This is a genomic window from Lysinibacillus sp. Ag94 (assembly GCF_023242215.1).
Classification (GTDB): Bacteria; Bacillota; Bacilli; order Bacillales_A; family Planococcaceae; genus Lysinibacillus.
Genome location: NZ_CP096780.1, coordinates 2,007,215 through 2,024,921, shown reverse-complemented (window position 1 = coordinate 2,024,921; position 17,707 = coordinate 2,007,215). Strand labels below are relative to the sequence as shown.

The following is a 17,707-nucleotide window of genomic DNA, read 5'->3' as shown; positions in this document are numbered from 1 at the left end:
TCGCCAGAGCGACGGGTGGAACTATCGAAACGACGGAAAGAATCGCGAATGACGGAAGAACGCGCCGAAGTGACGGAAGAATCGACCAGAGCGACGGATGGAACCATCAAAACGAAGGAAAGAACGGACGAAACGACGGAAAGAATCGCGAACAACGGAAGAACGCGCTGAAGTGACGGAAGAATCGGCAGAGCGACGGATGAAACCATTAAAGAATAAACATTCAAACATTTTTCGGTGAAATATAGTAATGCCGATATTTTTTAGCAAAGCCTAACTCACTATTTATCATAATGTTTTTATAGCAACTTTAGACCTTTTGTTGTTCCAACGTCACTCCATTCCTGTTTCTCTATTTTACGGTGGAATAATTTTCACACATTCTTCACTTGTTTCTCAAAGTATTCATTTTGCAAAATACCCATATGAATGATGTCATACCATGTACCATCTCTAAATAGACTTTGTCTACTGCTTCCTTCCTGATGAAACCCTATCTTGTTGTACAAACTAATAGCTTTATCATTAAATGAAAATACTTTCAGGTAAACTCGATGGAGATTCATTTCGTAAAAAGCATAATCCAGTAGTAATTTCAATCCCTCTGAACCATATCCTTTTCCCCAATATTCCTTTTCACCGATGTCAATAATACATTCAGCATTTCTATTTTTATAATCAATGTTGATTAATGCAACAATGCCAATTGGTGATTCCTTTCCTTTTTCAACCATAATATAGCTTTTCCCTGCATGAGTGCCCAAAATAACATGATCTACAAAATCTTTCGTTTCTTCCATCGGATAAACATCTAAAGATGGATTCGTGGAATGCATAACTTCCACATCATTTCTCCATTTGTGATATAGTTCTGTATCTTCTTTGGTCATTTTTCTTAGTCTCACCCTAGATGATTCAAATAACATAATATTCACTCCTCGTATGTTTCGGATTTTGGATTGATTAATTTTTCTAAAGAGAACAGTAAGACGGATAATTGATCCTTTACTTTTGTTTGTTCATGTCCCAGTTGAAATGTGTCCAACATTAAACCGTTAATAAATGATAGGATATATCTCGCAATTGAATCAGTAGATTGTTGAGGTCTAAATTCTCCTTTACGCATACCTTCTTTTAATACTTTTTCTATTGCTTCAGTAGTTCGATTATAGCGTTCAGAAATGTAAGGGAAATTATCTTTATTATTTACGTATTTATATGATAAAAAGAATTCCGCCTTTGCAAAGACCAATGTTTGGTCAATTGCCTCAATATAAATTTGCTGTTCTTCAATCCAGCTTTTTAATTGTGGCCAAAGTAGGCCTTCATCAGATGGCACAAAATATTGAATGTCTTTCTGGTCATCATATTTTAAAACTTCGATAAAAACATGATTAATATTATTGAAATAGCTATACAATGCACCTCTGGATATTCCAGCTTTGTCCATAATATCTTGCATAGTTGTGTGAACAAAACCTTTCTCGATAAACACCTTCTTAGCCGCTTCTATCAGTTCTTTCTCTCGTTCTTTTTTATATTCTTCACTAACTTTTGGAGCCATAAGCCACCTCCTTAATGAGTGACAAAATGCACCTAAAAAACTATACACTATTGTCGTTTATATGTCAGATTATACCGACACTAGTGTATAGTTTCAACCTTTTATATTCATAACATGGGCGATGTCTTAAAAAATTCATATTCTACTATATACGAATGTGATGAGTCAGCATTTAAGAAAGCAATCCGACTAAGTATTTCACAAGTAGAGGAAAAGAAAATAGAACTTGGTATTCAACAATTAGCAGCTTGTATAATCGAAATGTATAAGAAAACTAAAGATTATCCAATATCATTTAAGCCTTATCTTAAAAGAGCGGATAGAATAGACTGACACTCTTATTATTTAGAGAAATATCCCGTAGATGTTAGATATAATAACTACTACGGGGTGTTTATACTACTTTCAATTAAGTTCGTGGCAACCATGACTTTTTCCATCTGAATGAAAATGAATTAGAAATATTAATATTTGGGACTGCTAGAAATCTATATAGTTGCCAAGTATTCGTTATATCTTTTATTAATTCTCTCCGAACAGATAAACCTATTTCAGCTAATCTGTATAATTTCAAAGCATTTTAAACAATCCTGTTTTTTATTTTGCTCAATTAAGAATTCTAACAGTAGAAACATATACTGTTCATTGAATTCATCTAGCTCTAGCAACTTTTGTAAGCAATTATATTTCAAAAGAGAATTAACAAAATTTGTACTTACAACATACTCTTCAAGCGCATGCAATACTCTTTGCTTTAAGCGGAGTCTTATTTGAATAGCCCATGAATATTCTTCCCCCATAGCAATTTAGTTATTGCTGAATTGACGTCTCATATTGATTCTCCCATTCTGTAAATTCATTTTTCCCCCAGCCAAATAAATGGAACCCCTAGTAATCTATTCATAATGATTGACATCTTCATGAATAGTGCTAATATTGGAAATAAATTAAATAAAATAAATAACTTATCCGCTAGGGGTGCCTTTGTAAAGGCTGAGATTGAAGTGTAACTTCGGGACTCTATGAACCTGACCTGGTTAATGCCAGCGTAGGGAAGTGGTATACGGAAATTTGTCCTTTTCATCTCCAGCCACTTTCTTTACCAAAAAGAAAGTGGCTTTTTTGCATCCTACATTTGAAAGGCGGGTAAGTCTTAAAGAGGTGACCCCCATTACTCTATTATCAAAAGCGATTCATCTCATTTCTAATGGAAAAATGCCAATGGAACAACTAAGTGAAATTTTAGCAGACATCCATCCATATGCCGACGCTATCCATTTGCGTGAAAAACAAATGACGGCAAAAGAATTATATGAAGCAGTCAACCTGCTTTCCCGAGTTGGCGTTCCGTTATCCAAAATAATCATTAATGACCGGGTAGACGTTGCCGTTATTACAGGTGTGGAAGGAGTCCAACTAGCCTATCATAGTTTGAATGCATCTATGATTAAAGCCAACTTTCCTCAATTGACGGTTGGCTGTTCCATTCACTCGGTCGAAGAAGGAAAAAAGGTTCAACGCTTGGGAGCCGACTATGTGATATATGGTCATATTTTTTCTACCCAATCAAAGCCAGGATTGGAACCAAGGGGTTTAGAGGAATTAAAAAAGCTTACTGGTTCACTAGATATTCCTGTTATTGCAATCGGCGGTATTGCTCCTGAAAATACTAAACAGGTAATAAACAGCGGGGCCGACGGTATTGCTGTGATGTCAGGCGTTTTAAACGCCGATGATCCTCTATCTGCAATAAAAAGCTATCAAAAAGAAGTTAAAATGGAGATGTGTTGAGTGAAAAATACATTTGATGTTGCCATTATCGGGGGAGGAATTAATGGCTCTTCCATTGCCTATCAACTTTCTAAACTAGGAAAAAAAGTCGTCATTCTTGAAAAAGGAACTTTGGCCAATGAAGCCTCCAGTGCAGCAGCAGGTATGCTGGCAGCACAGGCGGAAATGGAACACGACGGTCCATTTTTCCAGTTGGCATTAAAAAGCCAGGCGATGTTCCCCTCCATCACTAACGAATTACTGACATATACGGGGATCGATATCGAATTTGTGAATAAAGGCATGTTAAAAATTGCAGAAACGGAAGAATTAGCTACAGCGTTAAAAAGTCAGGTATTGTTCCAGCAGAACTGGGATTCCGGCATCCAATGGCTCGATGCAACACAAGTAAGAGAAATGGAACCTGCATTAGCACCAACTGTTGCCGGTGCTATGTTCCTTCCAAATGACGGCCATGTGCAGCCTGCAAAATTATCACTTGCCTTCGCAAAAGCTGCAGAGCATTTTGGTACAGAAATCCGCGAAAATACAGAGGTTCTTTCTTTTATCTATGAAAACGGCGTTGTCAAAGGAGTATACACATCAGCGGGAGCCTTCTATTGTGAACAGGTCGTTGTCGCTACCGGCGCCTGGGCTGCCGATTTAATGAAAAATACGGGAATCAACTTGACCGTTTATCCTGTGAAAGGAGAATGTTTTTCTGTAAAGCCGAATAAGCCGATCGTTCACAGGTCGATTTTTTCAGATAAACGCTGTTATTTTGTTCCTAAGCGAAATGGCGAAATTTACATTGGGGCCACAGTCGTGGAAAATACGTTTGATAAACAAGTAACGGCTGGAGGAATTGCTACCTTGATTGAGCAAGCCGTGAAGCTGATTCCCCAGCTGAAAGATGCCCCGTGGGAACGGGTGTGGGCAGGAATTAGGCCGCAGACAGCTGATGGGATTCCCTATATTGGCGAGCATCCTACTATTAGGGGGCTATTTGTAGCTGCCGGACACTATCGAAACGGAATTCTATTAAGCCCGCTTACTGGCAAACTCACAGCCCAGTTGCTTACAGGTCAAGTGGAAGATGAACAGTTTCTTTCTGCGTTTCGCATTGATCGATCTCAAATATCAGTTAGTTAGGAGGACAAATCTTGGAAGTGATACTAAATGGAGAAAATTTGAAGTTGTCAGAGGAAATTGTGTACGTTTCGGACCTGCTCGAATATTACAAACTGCTAGATAAAGTAGTTGTAATTGAGGTAAATGGAGAGATCCTGAACAAAGTTGATCATCAGGAAACCCTGCTCTCTGACCGAGACCGCATTGAAATTGTACATTTTGTTGGAGGCGGATAATTATGTTAAAAATAGGTCCTTATTCATTTCAATCCCGTTTGCTGCTTGGAACAGGAAAATACCCTAATTTTGATATCCAAAAGCAGGCTGTTGCTGAATCGGATTCAGAAGTCCTGACATTTGCCGTTCGGAGAATGAATATCTTTGAAGCGAACCAGCCAAATTTTTTACAAAAGCTTGATATTAAAAAATATACTTTATTGCCAAATACAGCAGGAGCCAAAAACGCAGTCGAGGCCGTCCGCATTGCAAAGCTAGCGAAAGCATCCGGCCTTTGCGATATGGTTAAAGTAGAGGTTATTGGATGTGACAAAACATTACTTCCTGACCCTATTGAAACGTTAAAAGCAACAGAAGAATTAATAAAGGAAGGGTTTATTGTGCTTCCGTACACATCAGATGATGTTGTTTTAGCCAGAAAGCTGCAGGAATTAGGCTGCCATGCCATAATGCCAGGAGCCTCACCAATCGGTTCCGGACGGGGAATCATTAACCCGCTTAACTTGAGTTTTATCATTGAACAAGCAACGGTGCCCGTTATTGTCGATGCTGGTATCGGCTCTCCTGCTGATGCAGCAATGGCAATGGAACTGGGTGCTGATGGAATTTTATTAAACACAGCTGTATCTGCAGCAAAAGACCCTGTCAAGATGGCAAAAGCTATGAAACTTGCTATTGAGGCCGGACGCCTTTGCTTTGAAGCTGGTAGAATTCCGAAGAAACGATATGCCACAGCGAGCAGTCCTTTGGAAGGGATGAGTATTGGATGAATGATCGCTATTCACGACAGCAATTATTTGCACCAATCGGAGAATCCGGACAGCAAAAAATTTCAGCTAAACATGCATTGATTGTTGGAGCTGGGGCGCTGGGAACAACAAATGCCGAAGCACTAGTCCGCGCGGGAATAGGTAAACTGACGATTGTGGACCGAGATTATGTGGAATGGTCAAACCTGCAGCGTCAACAGCTATACGCTGAAGATGATGCAAAAAACAGGATGCCTAAAGCGATCGCAGCAAAAAAACGCCTGGAGGCCATCAATTCAACTGTAACAGTCGAAGCAATAGTAGCGGATGCGTCAGTGTTTGAGCTTGAAGAATGGGCAAAACAGGCCGATCTCATGATTGATGCGACCGATAACTTTGAAACAAGAATGATGATGAATGATGTCTCGCAAAAATACTCAGTACCCTGGATCTATGGCGCTTGTGTGGGGAGCTATGGTATTACATATACGATCATTCCTGAAAAAAACCCTTGTTTTTCATGTTTATTGGAAACAGTTCCTATCGGAGGTTTAACGTGCGATACCGCGGGAATCATCGGTCCTGCCGTGCAAATGGTTACTGCCCATCAGATAAGTGAAGCTTTAAAAATATTAGTGGATGATACAGCAGTATTACGGAATAAATTACTATCTTTTGATCTTTGGAAAAACCAACATAGTGCAATAAAAGTGGATAAGATGAAAAAAGATGATTGCCCATCATGCGGGAACAATCGGACATATCCCTACCTATCCTTTGAAAATCAAACAAAAACAGCTGTACTATGCGGAAGAGATTCTGTTCAAATCCGGCCTTCCGCGAAAGAAGAACAGGATTTAGCCAAACTGGAAAAAGTTTTTTTGCAGCAAGGCGGAAATGTTCAGCGCAACCCTTATCTGTTATCTTATAGTGTCGATAATCACCGTTTGGTTATTTTTAAAGACGGGCGAGTTTTAGTCCACGGAACAAAAGATATTGCAGAAGCGAAAACACTGTATCATCGCTATTTAGGATAAAAATTTGAATGAGGCTGGACAAAAAGTTTTTAGCTGTTGAAAAACCCGAACTCATGACGAAATGCATTTAACGTTTCCTAATAGTTCGGGTTTTCTTTTTATATACTGCTTTTGAAATTTACCTTCTTAAGGACCGCATAGCAACTCCATTTTTCCCCCATCTTGTACCGCTTTGGTGGGATATATAATAAACCCTTTCGTATCTCCAACTGTACCCTATCGAGTAGAACTCTCGATAGGGTACGGTTTAAGATTGATGCAGTTTTAATAAATGCTGATTAATATGTCATGCCCCCGGGCAAGGCTTTGTTCATAAAAATGGATTAACTGATCGAGTTCCACTATAAGTTCTGCGAAAAGCTCCACGGCTTCATCGTCCGCCCAAATATCCGGATAAATCTGTTTGGCTCTAAAAATTGCTGGCTTGAATTGTTGCTGCAAGACAGTCCTATCCATAGAATGAAGAGCTTCTAAAATCCGGGGAAGCTCTTCAGAACCAATGACGCTGACAAATTCTTCAGTATCCAGTACGTGAACGCCGACAATGGCCTTGCTTAATGGGTGGTTCTCGATTGGCTGTGAGGCAGAGATCCCTGTTAGCAAACAATGCAATCCGTCCCATAATTTATCCATTTCATTTACGGGACAGCTATGATTTTCCATAAGCTCCTCAAGTCGCTTGACGATATGAAAATTATTTAACTCGGCAATTTCATCCGCTAAAGCATTGTTTAATGATAAGTAACTGGCCATAATTCCCATCGTGTATCTTCCCCTTTATTTTCTATCAATTATATCTCATCATTCAAAACGGGGCGTTTGGTCCGCCCCATTCCGATAAAAGGGAATTAGCACTAATTATTTCAAATCGTTATTTTATCATTTAGAAGAACGCTTGGCTGATCACAAGCTATTTTATAGACAAATTTTTTCCGTGCAATATGGTAACTTTTATCTTCTCCATAAAAGTTAACCTTCATTTGTTCTAATTCTTCATGGCGATATTCTGCTAATGGCTTTTCTTTTTCATCTCTTTCTCGTTCTGCTTGTTTATTTGCAATAATTTCATCATAAAGAGACGAAGATGCCCAATATTCAGCAACTTTTTGTATTTTTTCATTAAATTCCTGGACATTACCTTTAAAATAATCATCAATTAATCCGATTTCTTGTGCTTTTAATGTACTTAAGGCAGGACATGTTTCAGTAATTTCAAAAGCTAGCTCTTTCCCCAAACGCTTTGGTAATAAATACGTCCAATATTCTGAACCATATAGGTTCCCCATTTTTTTATAATGAGGATTTAAAACAACACCTTCTCTTGCAAAAATAAAATCACCTGTAAGACCTAATATGACCCCTCCTGCACCGGCATTTCCTTGCATTGCAGTCATAACAATTTTGTCTGGTGTATTTAGAATTTCAAGAATCATATCATCAATCGCATTAATATTTTCCCACGATTCATCCCCTTGATTTTCAGCATATTCAATAGTATTTAAGTGAATGCCATTAGACCAAAAATCATGTCCACCCATTAAAACTAATACTTTACTATTTTTTGTTTTCGCTTCTTTAATGGCTTGTTGAAGTTTCTTACAGTGTGAGGTGTGCATAGCGCCATTATAAAAATCAAAATGCAAGTACCCTACTTGATTTTTTTCTTTATAGTAGATTTCTCTGTATGTTCTTCCTTCAATATCGTCAAAAGGATTAATAGGTAATTCAGGAACATTCCTTAATAAATGTGCTAGAGCAAGTGATGCTGGTAACTTTATTCCACCTTTTTTCTTTACGTGACTAATCCAAACACTCCCATCAATCGTTCCTACACAAACTGCATCATCACGATAGCCAAGAATTTCCCCACTATTCCCAACTATTCTGTCATCTACATGACAACCGAATAAATAGTACTCTTCACCGAATATAGTATCGAGAACGCCAGGGTTACTATCAGCAGCACGAATTTTTCTTGCAATAGTTTCAGAATTATCACTAAGCCAATGAATTCTACGGTCAGATTGTTTCATTGTTGGTAAAAGTGTACCTTTCACATTTGAATGATTATAATCTAATGGTTCAGGAAAATACTCTTCTTTTTGATACGCCTTAAACTTCTCCAATAAATCAAGTAATCCTTTTACAGCTGCATGTGTTGCTTCATGTCTGTATAGCGTACTTTTACTAACTTCACGCATCGAATAATTATTTGAAGACCAAATATCTCCTGCATCCATTTCCTGCTCTGCTTGAAGTAGTGTAACTCCCCATTCTCTCTCCTGCCCCATGATCGCCCAATCAATAGAAGAAGGTCCTCTATCCCCTTTAATACCAGGGTGTACAATAACACATACATACTTCTTCCAAATTTCCTCTGGGATGGCAGTCTTCAGGAACGGACAGACAATCAAATCTGGTTTTGAAACTTCTATTGCTTGAATCATTGCGTCTATTGTTGAGGTGATATGAATATCCACTTCATATTTTCTATCTGTCAATTCAACGTAAAAACGTTGGCTCATGCTGTTATGTGCGGATGTTATAAATAATATTTTCATTTTAATCCTCCGATATCTTTCTATTTGGTAATGATAAACAAATTTAACAGGGCTTGTTATTGTCTTTAAATACACAATGTATACCCCATTGAACCAATGGCGTGCGTTTTTTCGGATACTTGATTGGTCTTTTAGTTCGCATTAGAATTCCTAAATGTAGCCTGCTTATGTGCTGATGAGTCATTTACTAGTTGACAATCATGCATTATGCACGTGGGCATTTTCTTTTTCAAGCCCTGAAAAAAAAGCGCCCTTTAATTAGGAAAATTTCCCAATGTTCTCATTTTATTTTTTCGAGGGATGTGAGTCAATGCAAGACATAAAATAAATACAATAAAAAACTTCAAAATTACAAAATTGACATATAATAGACAAATTATCAATAATAACCAATTTATTGACGTTGGAAATGTTGATATATCAATAGTCTGAACCACTTTTCAGAAAAAGACTTTTTTGATCGTATTTTTATATAACCCCTTTGATGAGTACGTTTTGGAAAAGTAAATTGGTTATAATTAAATCCACTAAGCTGAAGGCGTTTTAGTAATTGCTGATGGGGGAAAATGGACAAAACTAGTCAAAACTTTAAAAAGTGCGAGAAATCAATTCCTGATTTCCCGCACTTTTCTGATTTTCTCACTAAATCTCTGCCTCTTCCCTTTACGAAAACAGATAGTTAGCTTTTACATATTAAACTTGCATCAACTGCAACGCCTTCTTTACCTCCTGTACATCTTTTGCTAATACGCTCTTCACATTCGATCCGAACCATTCCAATGATGCATCTACCTCCACGATTGAAAGTACTTCTGCTAGAAATTCATTATAATCAATTGCACCTTCAAACAATGGAACCATCCCTTCTCTCGACCCTGCCGCAGCATAAACATTGTTTGGAGCAAAAACATCGAGGTGTGCGCGTGAGGCAATATTTTTAAAGTGAAAATGTGAGATATAAGGACGAAGTTGCTTTGTGGCGACAATAGGATTTATCCCTGATTCCCATATATGCAAAACGTCAAAGTTCACTCGTAGGCTTGAGTGATTCGTTTCTTCGAGTAACTGCATCGTCGATGGTAGATTATCTGTCAATGTATTCGGATGCGTTTCAACAAGCAAATATTGCCCTTTTGACTTAAGATAATCACAAAGCATTCTTAGTCTGAAAATAAGTTCTTCCCTTTCTTTCCGACTCGTGTCTGAGCTGCCCTTCTTTCCTACAAATGTGCGAATCTTATTTGTTCCCCAGCGCCTAGCAAGGGCAGATAACTTCTCTGTTTCAGCCATCATCTCGGAAATTGGTGCTTCTAATGGCAAATAATCACTAAGCATACTCGTTTCTAAACCGTAGGAGCTTAGCCAATCTGCTCCATAATGTAGTTCATCTGCCAAGTTCTTTGCATGAACACCCCACAGCTCGATTCCTTGAAAACCTTGATTTTTTGCAAATTGGGCTAATTGGTCAATGGAGTGGAGATAGTGCCGAAACGAGATTGTACAAATAGATAGTTTCATACTATAACCTCTTTCTTATGCTGTAATGTTAACCATGCTTCAAAACTTTCTTGTAATCCATGCTTAATCTTGAACTCAAGGAGATTTTGTTCTTCTAATTTCGCGAAAATATCTTTAGCTACTAATAAATCTTGTGTCATCGCAAGTTTCATCACTCGATACTGTATCGTTGTATAGCCATTCACTAAACGCTCAATATCATCACACCATGTGTCAAAGCTTTCCTCATCGCGGCCAAGTGCTTCCCAAAAAAATGCAAACGCATGTTCATACGCATATTTTCTGATCGCTATAACCGGCAATTGTTTTAATGCAGTCGGAAGTTTTGACATATTTTCTTTTTCTTTTCCTGCAATATACTCTTTCATAATCTCGGCAATTGCATCGGTCAACGGATTACAATGCAGCTTTATACATGTATTAAAATAGGCTTCAACCGTCTCTGTAGTTGGCGCAATAATCGTCTCAGAATTAAAGTAATAACCACCTTCGACAGTTGGCTCTTGGATTGCAGCTAAAATTCTCTCTTTCGGCAAAATCCCTTCCCAGCGAAAATCAGGGTCATACATAAACCAATCTTCCTCATTTTCTGTTGATTCTAGCATCACATAATGAGGGAATGGACGTTGATGAAATTTATTCTCTCGCTCTGGAAGCATCGATAAATCTAGCATCACCATCACATGTTGATGTGGAGATTTATTCTCTAATAACTTTAGCAGTTTGTTTATATTGTCTTGTTTAGATTGCTTGTCGTCATACCATTTGTATAGCTTGATTCCATAGAGCATTTCATACCATATTTGAAAGAAATGATGATCAATTTGATCAGAGTGGTATGTTAGCACTCCTTTATCGAGCACATCAAAATCTGCGTCCCATACCCCAAAATAGTAAGGCCTATGATCGACGCCTTCCGTTCTCTTAATAACCTCACAAACACAGCTTACAAAACAATGCACTTTTATCATTTTTAGCCTCCGATTATTCTACCTTTTGCTGTTTTTCTAAAAAGCTTGCCAGTGCTCCTACTGTTTTGAAATCTTTAGGAACGAGAACCTCATCAGGAATGGAAATGCCAAGATCCAACTCTATATGAAGAATCAGTTGAAGGACCATAATGGAGTCCATATACAAATCCTCATTTAATCGGGCACCTTCATTAAAAGAAGACAGTGTCTGCAACTCTAATGAATTTTCCAAAATTTCATAGATGCTCTTAATCAATTGTTGTCGCGTCATACTGGTATGCCTCCAAGCTTTTTTCTACTTACTTTGCCATTCGGTAGCTTTTCAATTTCATGAACAAACACAAACTCCATCGGAATTTGATGTGGGGCGAGATATTTCCGGCACCATTCTCTAAGCTCCATATTATCTATCGGTTCGGTAGACACGTATTGTGCGCATACTCGCTCTCCTGATAAGTTGTCTTGTTTCTTATAAACGACTGCTTCGACTATTCTTGGGTCATTCATTAACACGGTTTCAACTTCTTGCGGATACACATTCAAGCCTGCTACATTAATCGTGTCATCCATTCTTGCAAGAAAAGAAAGAACATTATCTTCTATAAAGCCGAGATCTTTTGTATAAATTGTTTGTGTAGACGATTCAATGATAATTTCGCTCGGTGTTTGTTTGTCACCAGCTGTCACCTTCACATGAGGAAGGGGGTAGCCCATTTGTTTCGGATCTTTCACATTAGGATGAATCGCAACACACCCGGATTCAGAGCAGCCATACTGCTGTAATACTTGGTTAGATTTCTCTCTTAATGATGTCAACCAACTGTGCGGCATCATAGTTCCTGACGTCATCACACGATCAAATTGTTGATCAATAGGTAATAATCGACTTAATGTATAAAGTAACGCTGGAGCCGCATAGAGTATGTGCTTAGAAAATTCTTTTAGTTTTTTCAAAATATATTTAGGATTACTATTCGTAATAATAACTGGCTTTGCCTCTCTTCTCATGCAAGCCAAAACACCACAAATGAATCCATAAGAATGCGTAACCGGACAAGCGACAACAGAATTTGTCATGGAATCGACAGGTAAAGTCTTCACATAACTTGCAATTTCTTCTTCCACTGAACTCCACGTTCGTTCAATACATTTCGGTGTTCCTGTTGTACCTGAGCTCATTTGAACTAATACGCCTTCTTGGTTATTGGAATGATTTGATAGTTCGGTGAAAGTATCAATCGATTGGAACATTAAAAGATGACTACCTGCTGAAGAAGCTATCCGTACAGCTCCCTCTTTTGGCGTCGCTGGATGGATTGGAACAACTGATCCACCTTTTTCGCGAATGTATAAACAAAGAGCTATATATTGGAAAGTGTCATCCGTACAAATAGCTAGTCTGCGATTGTTACACGCCCTTAGCTGCGGTAAGCTTTCATATATTTCAAATTGCTTCTCGATATCTTCTACTGTATAAAATTGATCATTGACATAAAACATCATCATTTCCCCTTTTTATCTGCTTGCGCCAACGCATTGTTGACGATGTGTCGAAAATTACCTTCTTCTTGATTGTGAAGTTTCTTTGTTAGCAAAGATTCAACATAAATTTGTGTGCTAGTATGCTGAAGCTGTTCATTTCTTGAGCATAATGATGGAAAGCGTTCAAAGTGCTTATGTATTCCGTCCTTAACTCGACTCCAAAAATGTGTTTCTGCAAATCCATACTGCTCTTCTAGCACATAAGATAGTTCACTTAAATGAAACACGAATAGTGTATCCATCGCTAACTCTCGTAAAGCCTCAACAGAAGACATCCAATAATAATGATCGACAGGTGCATCTTTAAAGCGATCGTGTATCGTTTCAAAGTCTGGAATTAGGCTTCTGTCTGCAATGAATTCTTCCATAAATTCGACACTGTCATGGAAATCCCTTAGTACAACCCGAGTCGGCCACCCATTTTGATGTAATAAAATCATATTTTGCGCATGGCCCTCAACCGCAATACCATGGGCGACAAGCAGGTGCCACACAGGAATAACACTCACTTCGATCAAGCGTTTTACCCATTCCTCCGTTCCATATCGGCAAAGCCAATCATCAATAAATGGACGCCCATCTATCTCCATCATCATTAGTACCGTAAACGGTACCGCTTCCTCCTCATCCTTCATATACGAGCGCACGCTTCCTCGCCATATGGAGCCAAGCTGTCCTTCTAGTTTGCTATTATGTTTGTTTACATTCGGTTCAAAAATAATCCCTGCATATTCTTCCAGTACAACAAGAGACGCTTCCTCTCGTAAATAGGCGTCTAATTGAATCACCTGTTTAAGCCATGCTGAAATATGAGGAGCAGCACAAACAGCATGAGCATGTAACTTTCGTAATGAAGAGGTATTCACCATATTCATCGAGCATTTTAATTGCGCCTTTTTTGGATTTGTAAAATTCCATAATGTTCGCACTGATTGGGTTGCCCGATAGTAATCTCCTTGCACTTTTAGAGGTATTAGATCTTTTTGCTCCATTAAGCCAGCTAGTTCATGCTTCATGTTATGCCACTGCCAAGGATGAACAGGTAAAAACGTATATTCTTCAAATGTTCCATCGAAAACCGCTAGCGTTGCAAGAAGGTCTTCCCACAGCAAAAGCCCTAGCTCTCTTTTCCAAAAGTTCTCTTCCTCTTCAAGAACAGAAATTCGTACGTAGCTTCTTCTCACTGCAACCCATTGCAGGGTAAATGATTGCTTTGCCTCAGGGCCATAGTGTTTATGGTCGTCGATCGTAAAACCGGTTCTGGATTTAAAACAAGGATGATATGGATGTCCTTCAATGATTTCTGATTCTAATTCTTCATAGCTCGAATTTCTTCTCGACGTCGGCATTTGGAGATGTCGATCATTCCATTCACATAGCTTACTCGTTAAATGAAGTTCTTTTAGTAATCGAACTTTGTCTCTATGAGTCGAAAGTAATTCATCAACTAGAGCCTCAAGCGTTGCCTCTAGTAACGTTTCCTCTTTTCCTACTAGAAAAATACTATCTCCCTGTATTCTTATGCGATCAAATGCCATTCTTCTTCCTTTACAACGATAGGTGCATTTCTGACCAACAAGCGTAAAAATTGAAGTCCATTTATCTAGACGAGTTTCTTCATATTTAATTAGTCCTTCAAAAATCATTGCTTCTACAAGTTGCCGCCTTACACGTAGCTCTCCTTGTTTAGAAGCTAAAGGCTGTAGCTGCTGCATACTCTGCCTCCTCATGCTGAAGAACGAACGGATTTGGAATTTTCGTATATACCGCTTGTTCAAGTTCGGCTTCTAGTTCATCTACATCGTGAAACCTTGTTAATAGATTTGCTTTAAACGCAAGCTCTTCTTGTTGTAAAATGTTACGAACAAATGCCTTCCCGAAACCTGTAAATTCTTTTTCTAATACGTGCAGTTGATCGGTAGACCACTTCAAAAGAATTTTTTCATCGATTAGCTGATCTGCTCCAAATCGAGAAATAACGGGAAACAATTGATTCATAAACAAATAATATGTAAATCTATCTTGAATAAGGGAATCTTCGTAAAATAGCTCAGCTGTTTCATGTAAAGAAGGCTCTATTGAAAGAAGTTCTTCTTTATATGCTTTTGATAAGTAATATCCTTGGTTATCACGATAATAATAAGTAGTTGGATAACATGAAGAAATGTTTAACAGACTATTTTGCTGGTGTGCTTCAAGAGCTATCCCATGCTCATCGTATAATCTTAATAATGATTCAATAGCACATTTCCAATAGACTTTAAACCAATCTAAACTTACACTCTGTAAAGAGCGGAACTCAGATTGTGAGATTGTCTTAATGAGCTGACACAATTTTGATTTTTCATTTGGTAAGGGCTCTTGCACGAGAGTAGCGATCATGCATATTCCTTCATCATATCCTTTAGGAAATACGTTTGAGCGAAAAATAACCTCAAACCCTGATTCCGTCTGATTTGGGAACTCTACAGTCATATAGGCTGGGTCATCAATCATTCGGAAATATGGATAATTTTGCAAGAAATTAATCTTATTCATTAACCGAGCCATAACAATTCCAGCTTTTAGTTCATGCGTTCTATTTACCCTCAATGAATTCGTTATTTTTACAGGAATTGAAAACTTATACATCATCTCTTCATTTGGGCTATATACTGTTCTTATCGAAGAGGTTGCTGTATACAATGCCCCAAGCGCACCTTCGTATTTTATCAATCCTTCAGCAAGCGCTTTTTTTACATACTGTTGCTGTAAAAGCCACTGTGCTTGAAGCGGATGCATCGGAATGAGGCAATCTTTCTTTGACATAACAAAATCAGGTTGTGATTTTGTTAAAGACTGATAAATGAGTTCACTCGCACTTTTTTCTAATACAGAGGACTCTTTCACAATTTTAGGGTCGACACGAAAATAGTGAAGTTGGAAAGATCCTTGTAGCTCTGGAGCAAAACTCATTTGTTGCCAATTTGCCATACCTTGTCTGCTTTTAGGTGTCGGATGAAGCCAATGTCCAAATAAGAGAGACTGCTCAGCTTCAATAAATGTAGCGTTTGCTCCATGTTGTTTTTTATCTTTCAAACTATTTTCAATATAATTTGCCATTGTTTGATAGCTCTCAATGATGCGCAGAATAAGTTCATCAAAATGGGGAGAAAATTCAGGACATCCATCCGCCTTTTCCATTAAATGTAGCTCTTGAATGAGCATGATGAGTATCGTTAATTTATCTTCGACAAGCCATTGTTTTTTATTCGTACAATACTTCAACGAAACACCAAATTTATGTCTTCCAACAAGAGATTTGTATTCCACACCTAATGCAATACGGGTGTTTTGTATCGGCAACTCAAGCTCTAACATATGTCCCTCTGTAATTAGGATAGTTAGTCGCTGTTCTGTTATCCACTCCTCCTTTTCGATCCAATGTCCGTTTTTCACTTCTCGTATATAACAATTCATAAACGCCTGAAACGTTGCATTTTCTGCAATCTGTTTAGCAATCTGTTGCATGTAATTAGCCATCCTTTCACAGAATCTTCTAGCTAGTAAATGATAATGGTTCTCACCGTTTGTTAAAAAAATTTGTCTTTCTCGCTAGAAAGACAGATAATAAGAAGTAAATGGAAATAAATGTGTGGCTGACGAATGGTACACATTCCTAAAAATTAAAAGAACATTAAAAATTTATTAGGATAATATGTACGCGATATGATTGATAATGATTATCATTTTCAACTATATTTACATAATACAGGAAATTCATAATTGGTCAAATGTCTAAAGACCTATATAGCAATACAAGTAGCAAAGATTTTTTCTTCTATCACTTATCCGATTTTATTGATTTGTGATCTATTGTGACGACAAAATAGTACAAGGAGAAAACGCTATCTCGGAATGAATGTACTTTTGTTTTTGTATACCCATAATTTTTTTATTAACAAAATAAGAGCCGCATTAATATGCGACTCTTCATCTCTACTTTATTAATTCCCCTGACTTAGATTTTTATGACCGAACTTTGCTAAAAAAGGGATATGTTTCGTTAGTTTGTTATAGATTTTAAATAGAACTTGTACAACCGGCTCCAAAACTTTGGAGAACTTGATAATGACTAAACTTGCCCCAAGTGACAGAAGGGCTCCACCAATCACATCGGCTGGATAATGTACGCCGACGAAGATACGTGAAATACCTACTAAGATGGCCCATACTAATACAGGATACTTCCACGAATCTTTTCGTAAAAGTAACGTCCACGCTAGAGCGAATACTAATACTGAATGATCACTTACAAACGAAGAATCATCAGCATGTGGGACTAACTGATGAACATCATATGTAATGAATGGTCGTGGATGATAGTTGAATAGGTGAATGAGTGCGTTTAGACCCAATCCAAGTAAACATGTAAAGACAATGTAAAAAGCTGTATATTGTTTTTCTGTCCTTTTTTCTTTGTTTGCTGTAAACCATAAAAATAACATGAATACGATAACGATATAAGGAACGCTATCAGTGATGAAAATCATTCCTTTATCCAGCAAAGAATAGCGACCAGCTAGATCATTAATCCATTGAAATATTCCATAATTCATTTTTAAATCTCCTTGCTTTTCATTTCTCAG

Annotated in this window: 16 protein-coding genes and 1 riboswitch; of the genes, 5 read left to right on the top strand and 11 right to left on the bottom strand. The window is 37.8% G+C overall.

All coding sequences use genetic code 11. The features are described 5' to 3' along the window. Positions 1-374: 374 nt before the first annotated feature. Together MY533_RS09215 and MY533_RS09210 are read right to left on the bottom strand one after the other, a co-directional pair. Positions 375-926 carry a GNAT family N-acetyltransferase gene (locus MY533_RS09215; protein WP_248718866.1) on the bottom strand — a complete coding sequence of 184 codons (552 nt, stop codon included), beginning with the start codon at positions 924-926 and terminating at the stop codon, positions 375-377. Between the two features lie 5 nt (positions 927-931). Continuing rightward, a complete protein-coding gene (locus MY533_RS09210) occupies positions 932-1,564 on the bottom strand; it encodes a TetR/AcrR family transcriptional regulator (protein ID WP_248718865.1) in 633 nt (210 codons plus the stop codon). A gap of 964 nt (positions 1,565-2,528) precedes the next feature. Continuing rightward, positions 2,529-2,636, top strand: a riboswitch (TPP riboswitch). On the opposite strand from MY533_RS09210, the gene tenI reads away from it, so the two are divergent. The 5 genes from tenI (at position 2,636) to MY533_RS09185 (ending at position 6,487) form a co-directional block, all read left to right on the top strand. Then, on the top strand, positions 2,636-3,355 hold the full coding sequence (tenI, locus tag MY533_RS09205; protein ID WP_371873326.1) for a thiazole tautomerase TenI: 720 nt from the start codon (positions 2,636-2,638) through the stop codon (positions 3,353-3,355). (Overlaps the previous riboswitch by 1 nt.) Beyond that, positions 3,356-4,486: a glycine oxidase ThiO gene (gene thiO / locus MY533_RS09200; protein ID WP_248718864.1), complete on the top strand. Its 1,131-nt coding sequence runs from the start codon at positions 3,356-3,358 to the stop codon at positions 4,484-4,486. Positions 4,487-4,503: 17 nt separating this feature from the next. Next, positions 4,504-4,701, top strand: coding sequence for a sulfur carrier protein ThiS (thiS, locus tag MY533_RS09195; protein WP_366151255.1), 198 nt, complete (start codon positions 4,504-4,506; stop codon positions 4,699-4,701). Between the two features lie 2 nt (positions 4,702-4,703). Then, a complete protein-coding gene (locus MY533_RS09190; RefSeq protein ID WP_248718863.1) occupies positions 4,704-5,471 on the top strand; it encodes a thiazole synthase in 768 nt (255 codons plus the stop codon). After that, positions 5,468-6,487, top strand: coding sequence for a thiazole biosynthesis adenylyltransferase ThiF (locus MY533_RS09185; RefSeq protein WP_248718862.1), 1,020 nt, complete (start codon positions 5,468-5,470; stop codon positions 6,485-6,487). Before MY533_RS09190 ends, MY533_RS09185 begins: the two co-directional genes overlap by 4 nt. A 264-nt stretch (positions 6,488-6,751) precedes the next feature. On the opposite strand, the gene MY533_RS09180 is transcribed toward MY533_RS09185, so the two are convergent. The 9 genes from MY533_RS09180 to MY533_RS09140 all read right to left on the bottom strand — a co-directional run bounded on the left by MY533_RS09180 (position 6,752) and on the right by MY533_RS09140 (position 17,677). After that, entirely contained in the window at positions 6,752-7,249 is a 498-nt protein-coding gene (locus MY533_RS09180) for a YfbM family protein (protein WP_248718861.1), read from the bottom strand. Between the two features lie 101 nt (positions 7,250-7,350). Beyond that, positions 7,351-9,048 carry a hydrogenase maturation protein gene (locus tag MY533_RS09175; RefSeq protein WP_248718860.1) on the bottom strand — a complete coding sequence of 566 codons (1,698 nt, stop codon included), beginning with the start codon at positions 9,046-9,048 and terminating at the stop codon, positions 7,351-7,353. A 693-nt stretch (positions 9,049-9,741) separates the two neighbouring features. Then, on the bottom strand, positions 9,742-10,566 hold the full coding sequence (locus tag MY533_RS09170; protein ID WP_248718859.1) for a sugar phosphate isomerase/epimerase family protein: 825 nt from the start codon (positions 10,564-10,566) through the stop codon (positions 9,742-9,744). Then, entirely contained in the window at positions 10,563-11,537 is a 975-nt protein-coding gene (locus MY533_RS09165; RefSeq protein WP_248718858.1) for a DUF6005 family protein, read from the bottom strand. The genes MY533_RS09170 and MY533_RS09165 overlap by 4 nt, the downstream gene beginning before the upstream one ends. A gap of 13 nt (positions 11,538-11,550) precedes the next feature. After that, on the bottom strand, positions 11,551-11,808 hold the full coding sequence (asbD, locus tag MY533_RS09160) for a petrobactin biosynthesis protein AsbD (protein ID WP_248718857.1): 258 nt from the start codon (positions 11,806-11,808) through the stop codon (positions 11,551-11,553). After that, positions 11,805-13,043, bottom strand: a complete 1,239-nt coding sequence (locus MY533_RS09155) for an AMP-binding protein (protein ID WP_248718856.1) — start codon at positions 13,041-13,043, stop codon at positions 11,805-11,807. The genes asbD and MY533_RS09155 overlap by 4 nt, the downstream gene beginning before the upstream one ends. After that, on the bottom strand, positions 13,040-14,794 hold the full coding sequence (locus MY533_RS09150; protein WP_248718855.1) for an IucA/IucC family protein: 1,755 nt from the start codon (positions 14,792-14,794) through the stop codon (positions 13,040-13,042). The genes MY533_RS09155 and MY533_RS09150 overlap by 4 nt, the downstream gene beginning before the upstream one ends. Beyond that, on the bottom strand, positions 14,766-16,589 hold the full coding sequence (locus MY533_RS09145) for an IucA/IucC family protein (protein WP_248718854.1): 1,824 nt from the start codon (positions 16,587-16,589) through the stop codon (positions 14,766-14,768). The genes MY533_RS09150 and MY533_RS09145 overlap by 29 nt, the downstream gene beginning before the upstream one ends. 476 nt (positions 16,590-17,065) lie before the next feature. Then, complete coding sequence (locus tag MY533_RS09140) at positions 17,066-17,677, bottom strand: undecaprenyl-diphosphatase (protein WP_248718853.1); 612 nt, start codon at positions 17,675-17,677, stop codon at positions 17,066-17,068. Positions 17,678-17,707: the final 30 nt, after the last annotated feature.

What these genes read in the sequence shown, in the direction of transcription:
- MY533_RS09185 (WP_248718862.1), top strand. Translation starts at nt 5,468, where the DNA reads ATGAATGATCGCTATTCACGACAGCAATTATTTGCACCAATCGGAGAA.
- asbD (WP_248718857.1), bottom strand. Translation starts at nt 11,808, where the DNA reads ATGACGCGACAACAATTGATTAAGAGCATCTATGAAATTTTGGAAAAT.
- MY533_RS09140 (WP_248718853.1), bottom strand. Translation starts at nt 17,677, where the DNA reads ATGAATTATGGAATATTTCAATGGATTAATGATCTAGCTGGTCGCTAT.
- MY533_RS09170 (WP_248718859.1), bottom strand. Translation starts at nt 10,566, where the DNA reads ATGAAACTATCTATTTGTACAATCTCGTTTCGGCACTATCTCCACTCC.
- MY533_RS09175 (WP_248718860.1), bottom strand. Translation starts at nt 9,048, where the DNA reads ATGAAAATATTATTTATAACATCCGCACATAACAGCATGAGCCAACGT.
- MY533_RS09145 (WP_248718854.1), bottom strand. Translation starts at nt 16,589, where the DNA reads ATGCAACAGATTGCTAAACAGATTGCAGAAAATGCAACGTTTCAGGCG.
- MY533_RS09180 (WP_248718861.1), bottom strand. Translation starts at nt 7,249, where the DNA reads ATGGGAATTATGGCCAGTTACTTATCATTAAACAATGCTTTAGCGGAT.
- MY533_RS09190 (WP_248718863.1), top strand. Translation starts at nt 4,704, where the DNA reads ATGTTAAAAATAGGTCCTTATTCATTTCAATCCCGTTTGCTGCTTGGA.
- MY533_RS09150 (WP_248718855.1), bottom strand. Translation starts at nt 14,794, where the DNA reads ATGCAGCAGCTACAGCCTTTAGCTTCTAAACAAGGAGAGCTACGTGTA.
- MY533_RS09155 (WP_248718856.1), bottom strand. Translation starts at nt 13,043, where the DNA reads ATGATGATGTTTTATGTCAATGATCAATTTTATACAGTAGAAGATATC.
- MY533_RS09210 (WP_248718865.1), bottom strand. Translation starts at nt 1,564, where the DNA reads ATGGCTCCAAAAGTTAGTGAAGAATATAAAAAAGAACGAGAGAAAGAA.
- MY533_RS09215 (WP_248718866.1), bottom strand. Translation starts at nt 926, where the DNA reads ATGTTATTTGAATCATCTAGGGTGAGACTAAGAAAAATGACCAAAGAA.
- MY533_RS09165 (WP_248718858.1), bottom strand. Translation starts at nt 11,537, where the DNA reads ATGATAAAAGTGCATTGTTTTGTAAGCTGTGTTTGTGAGGTTATTAAG.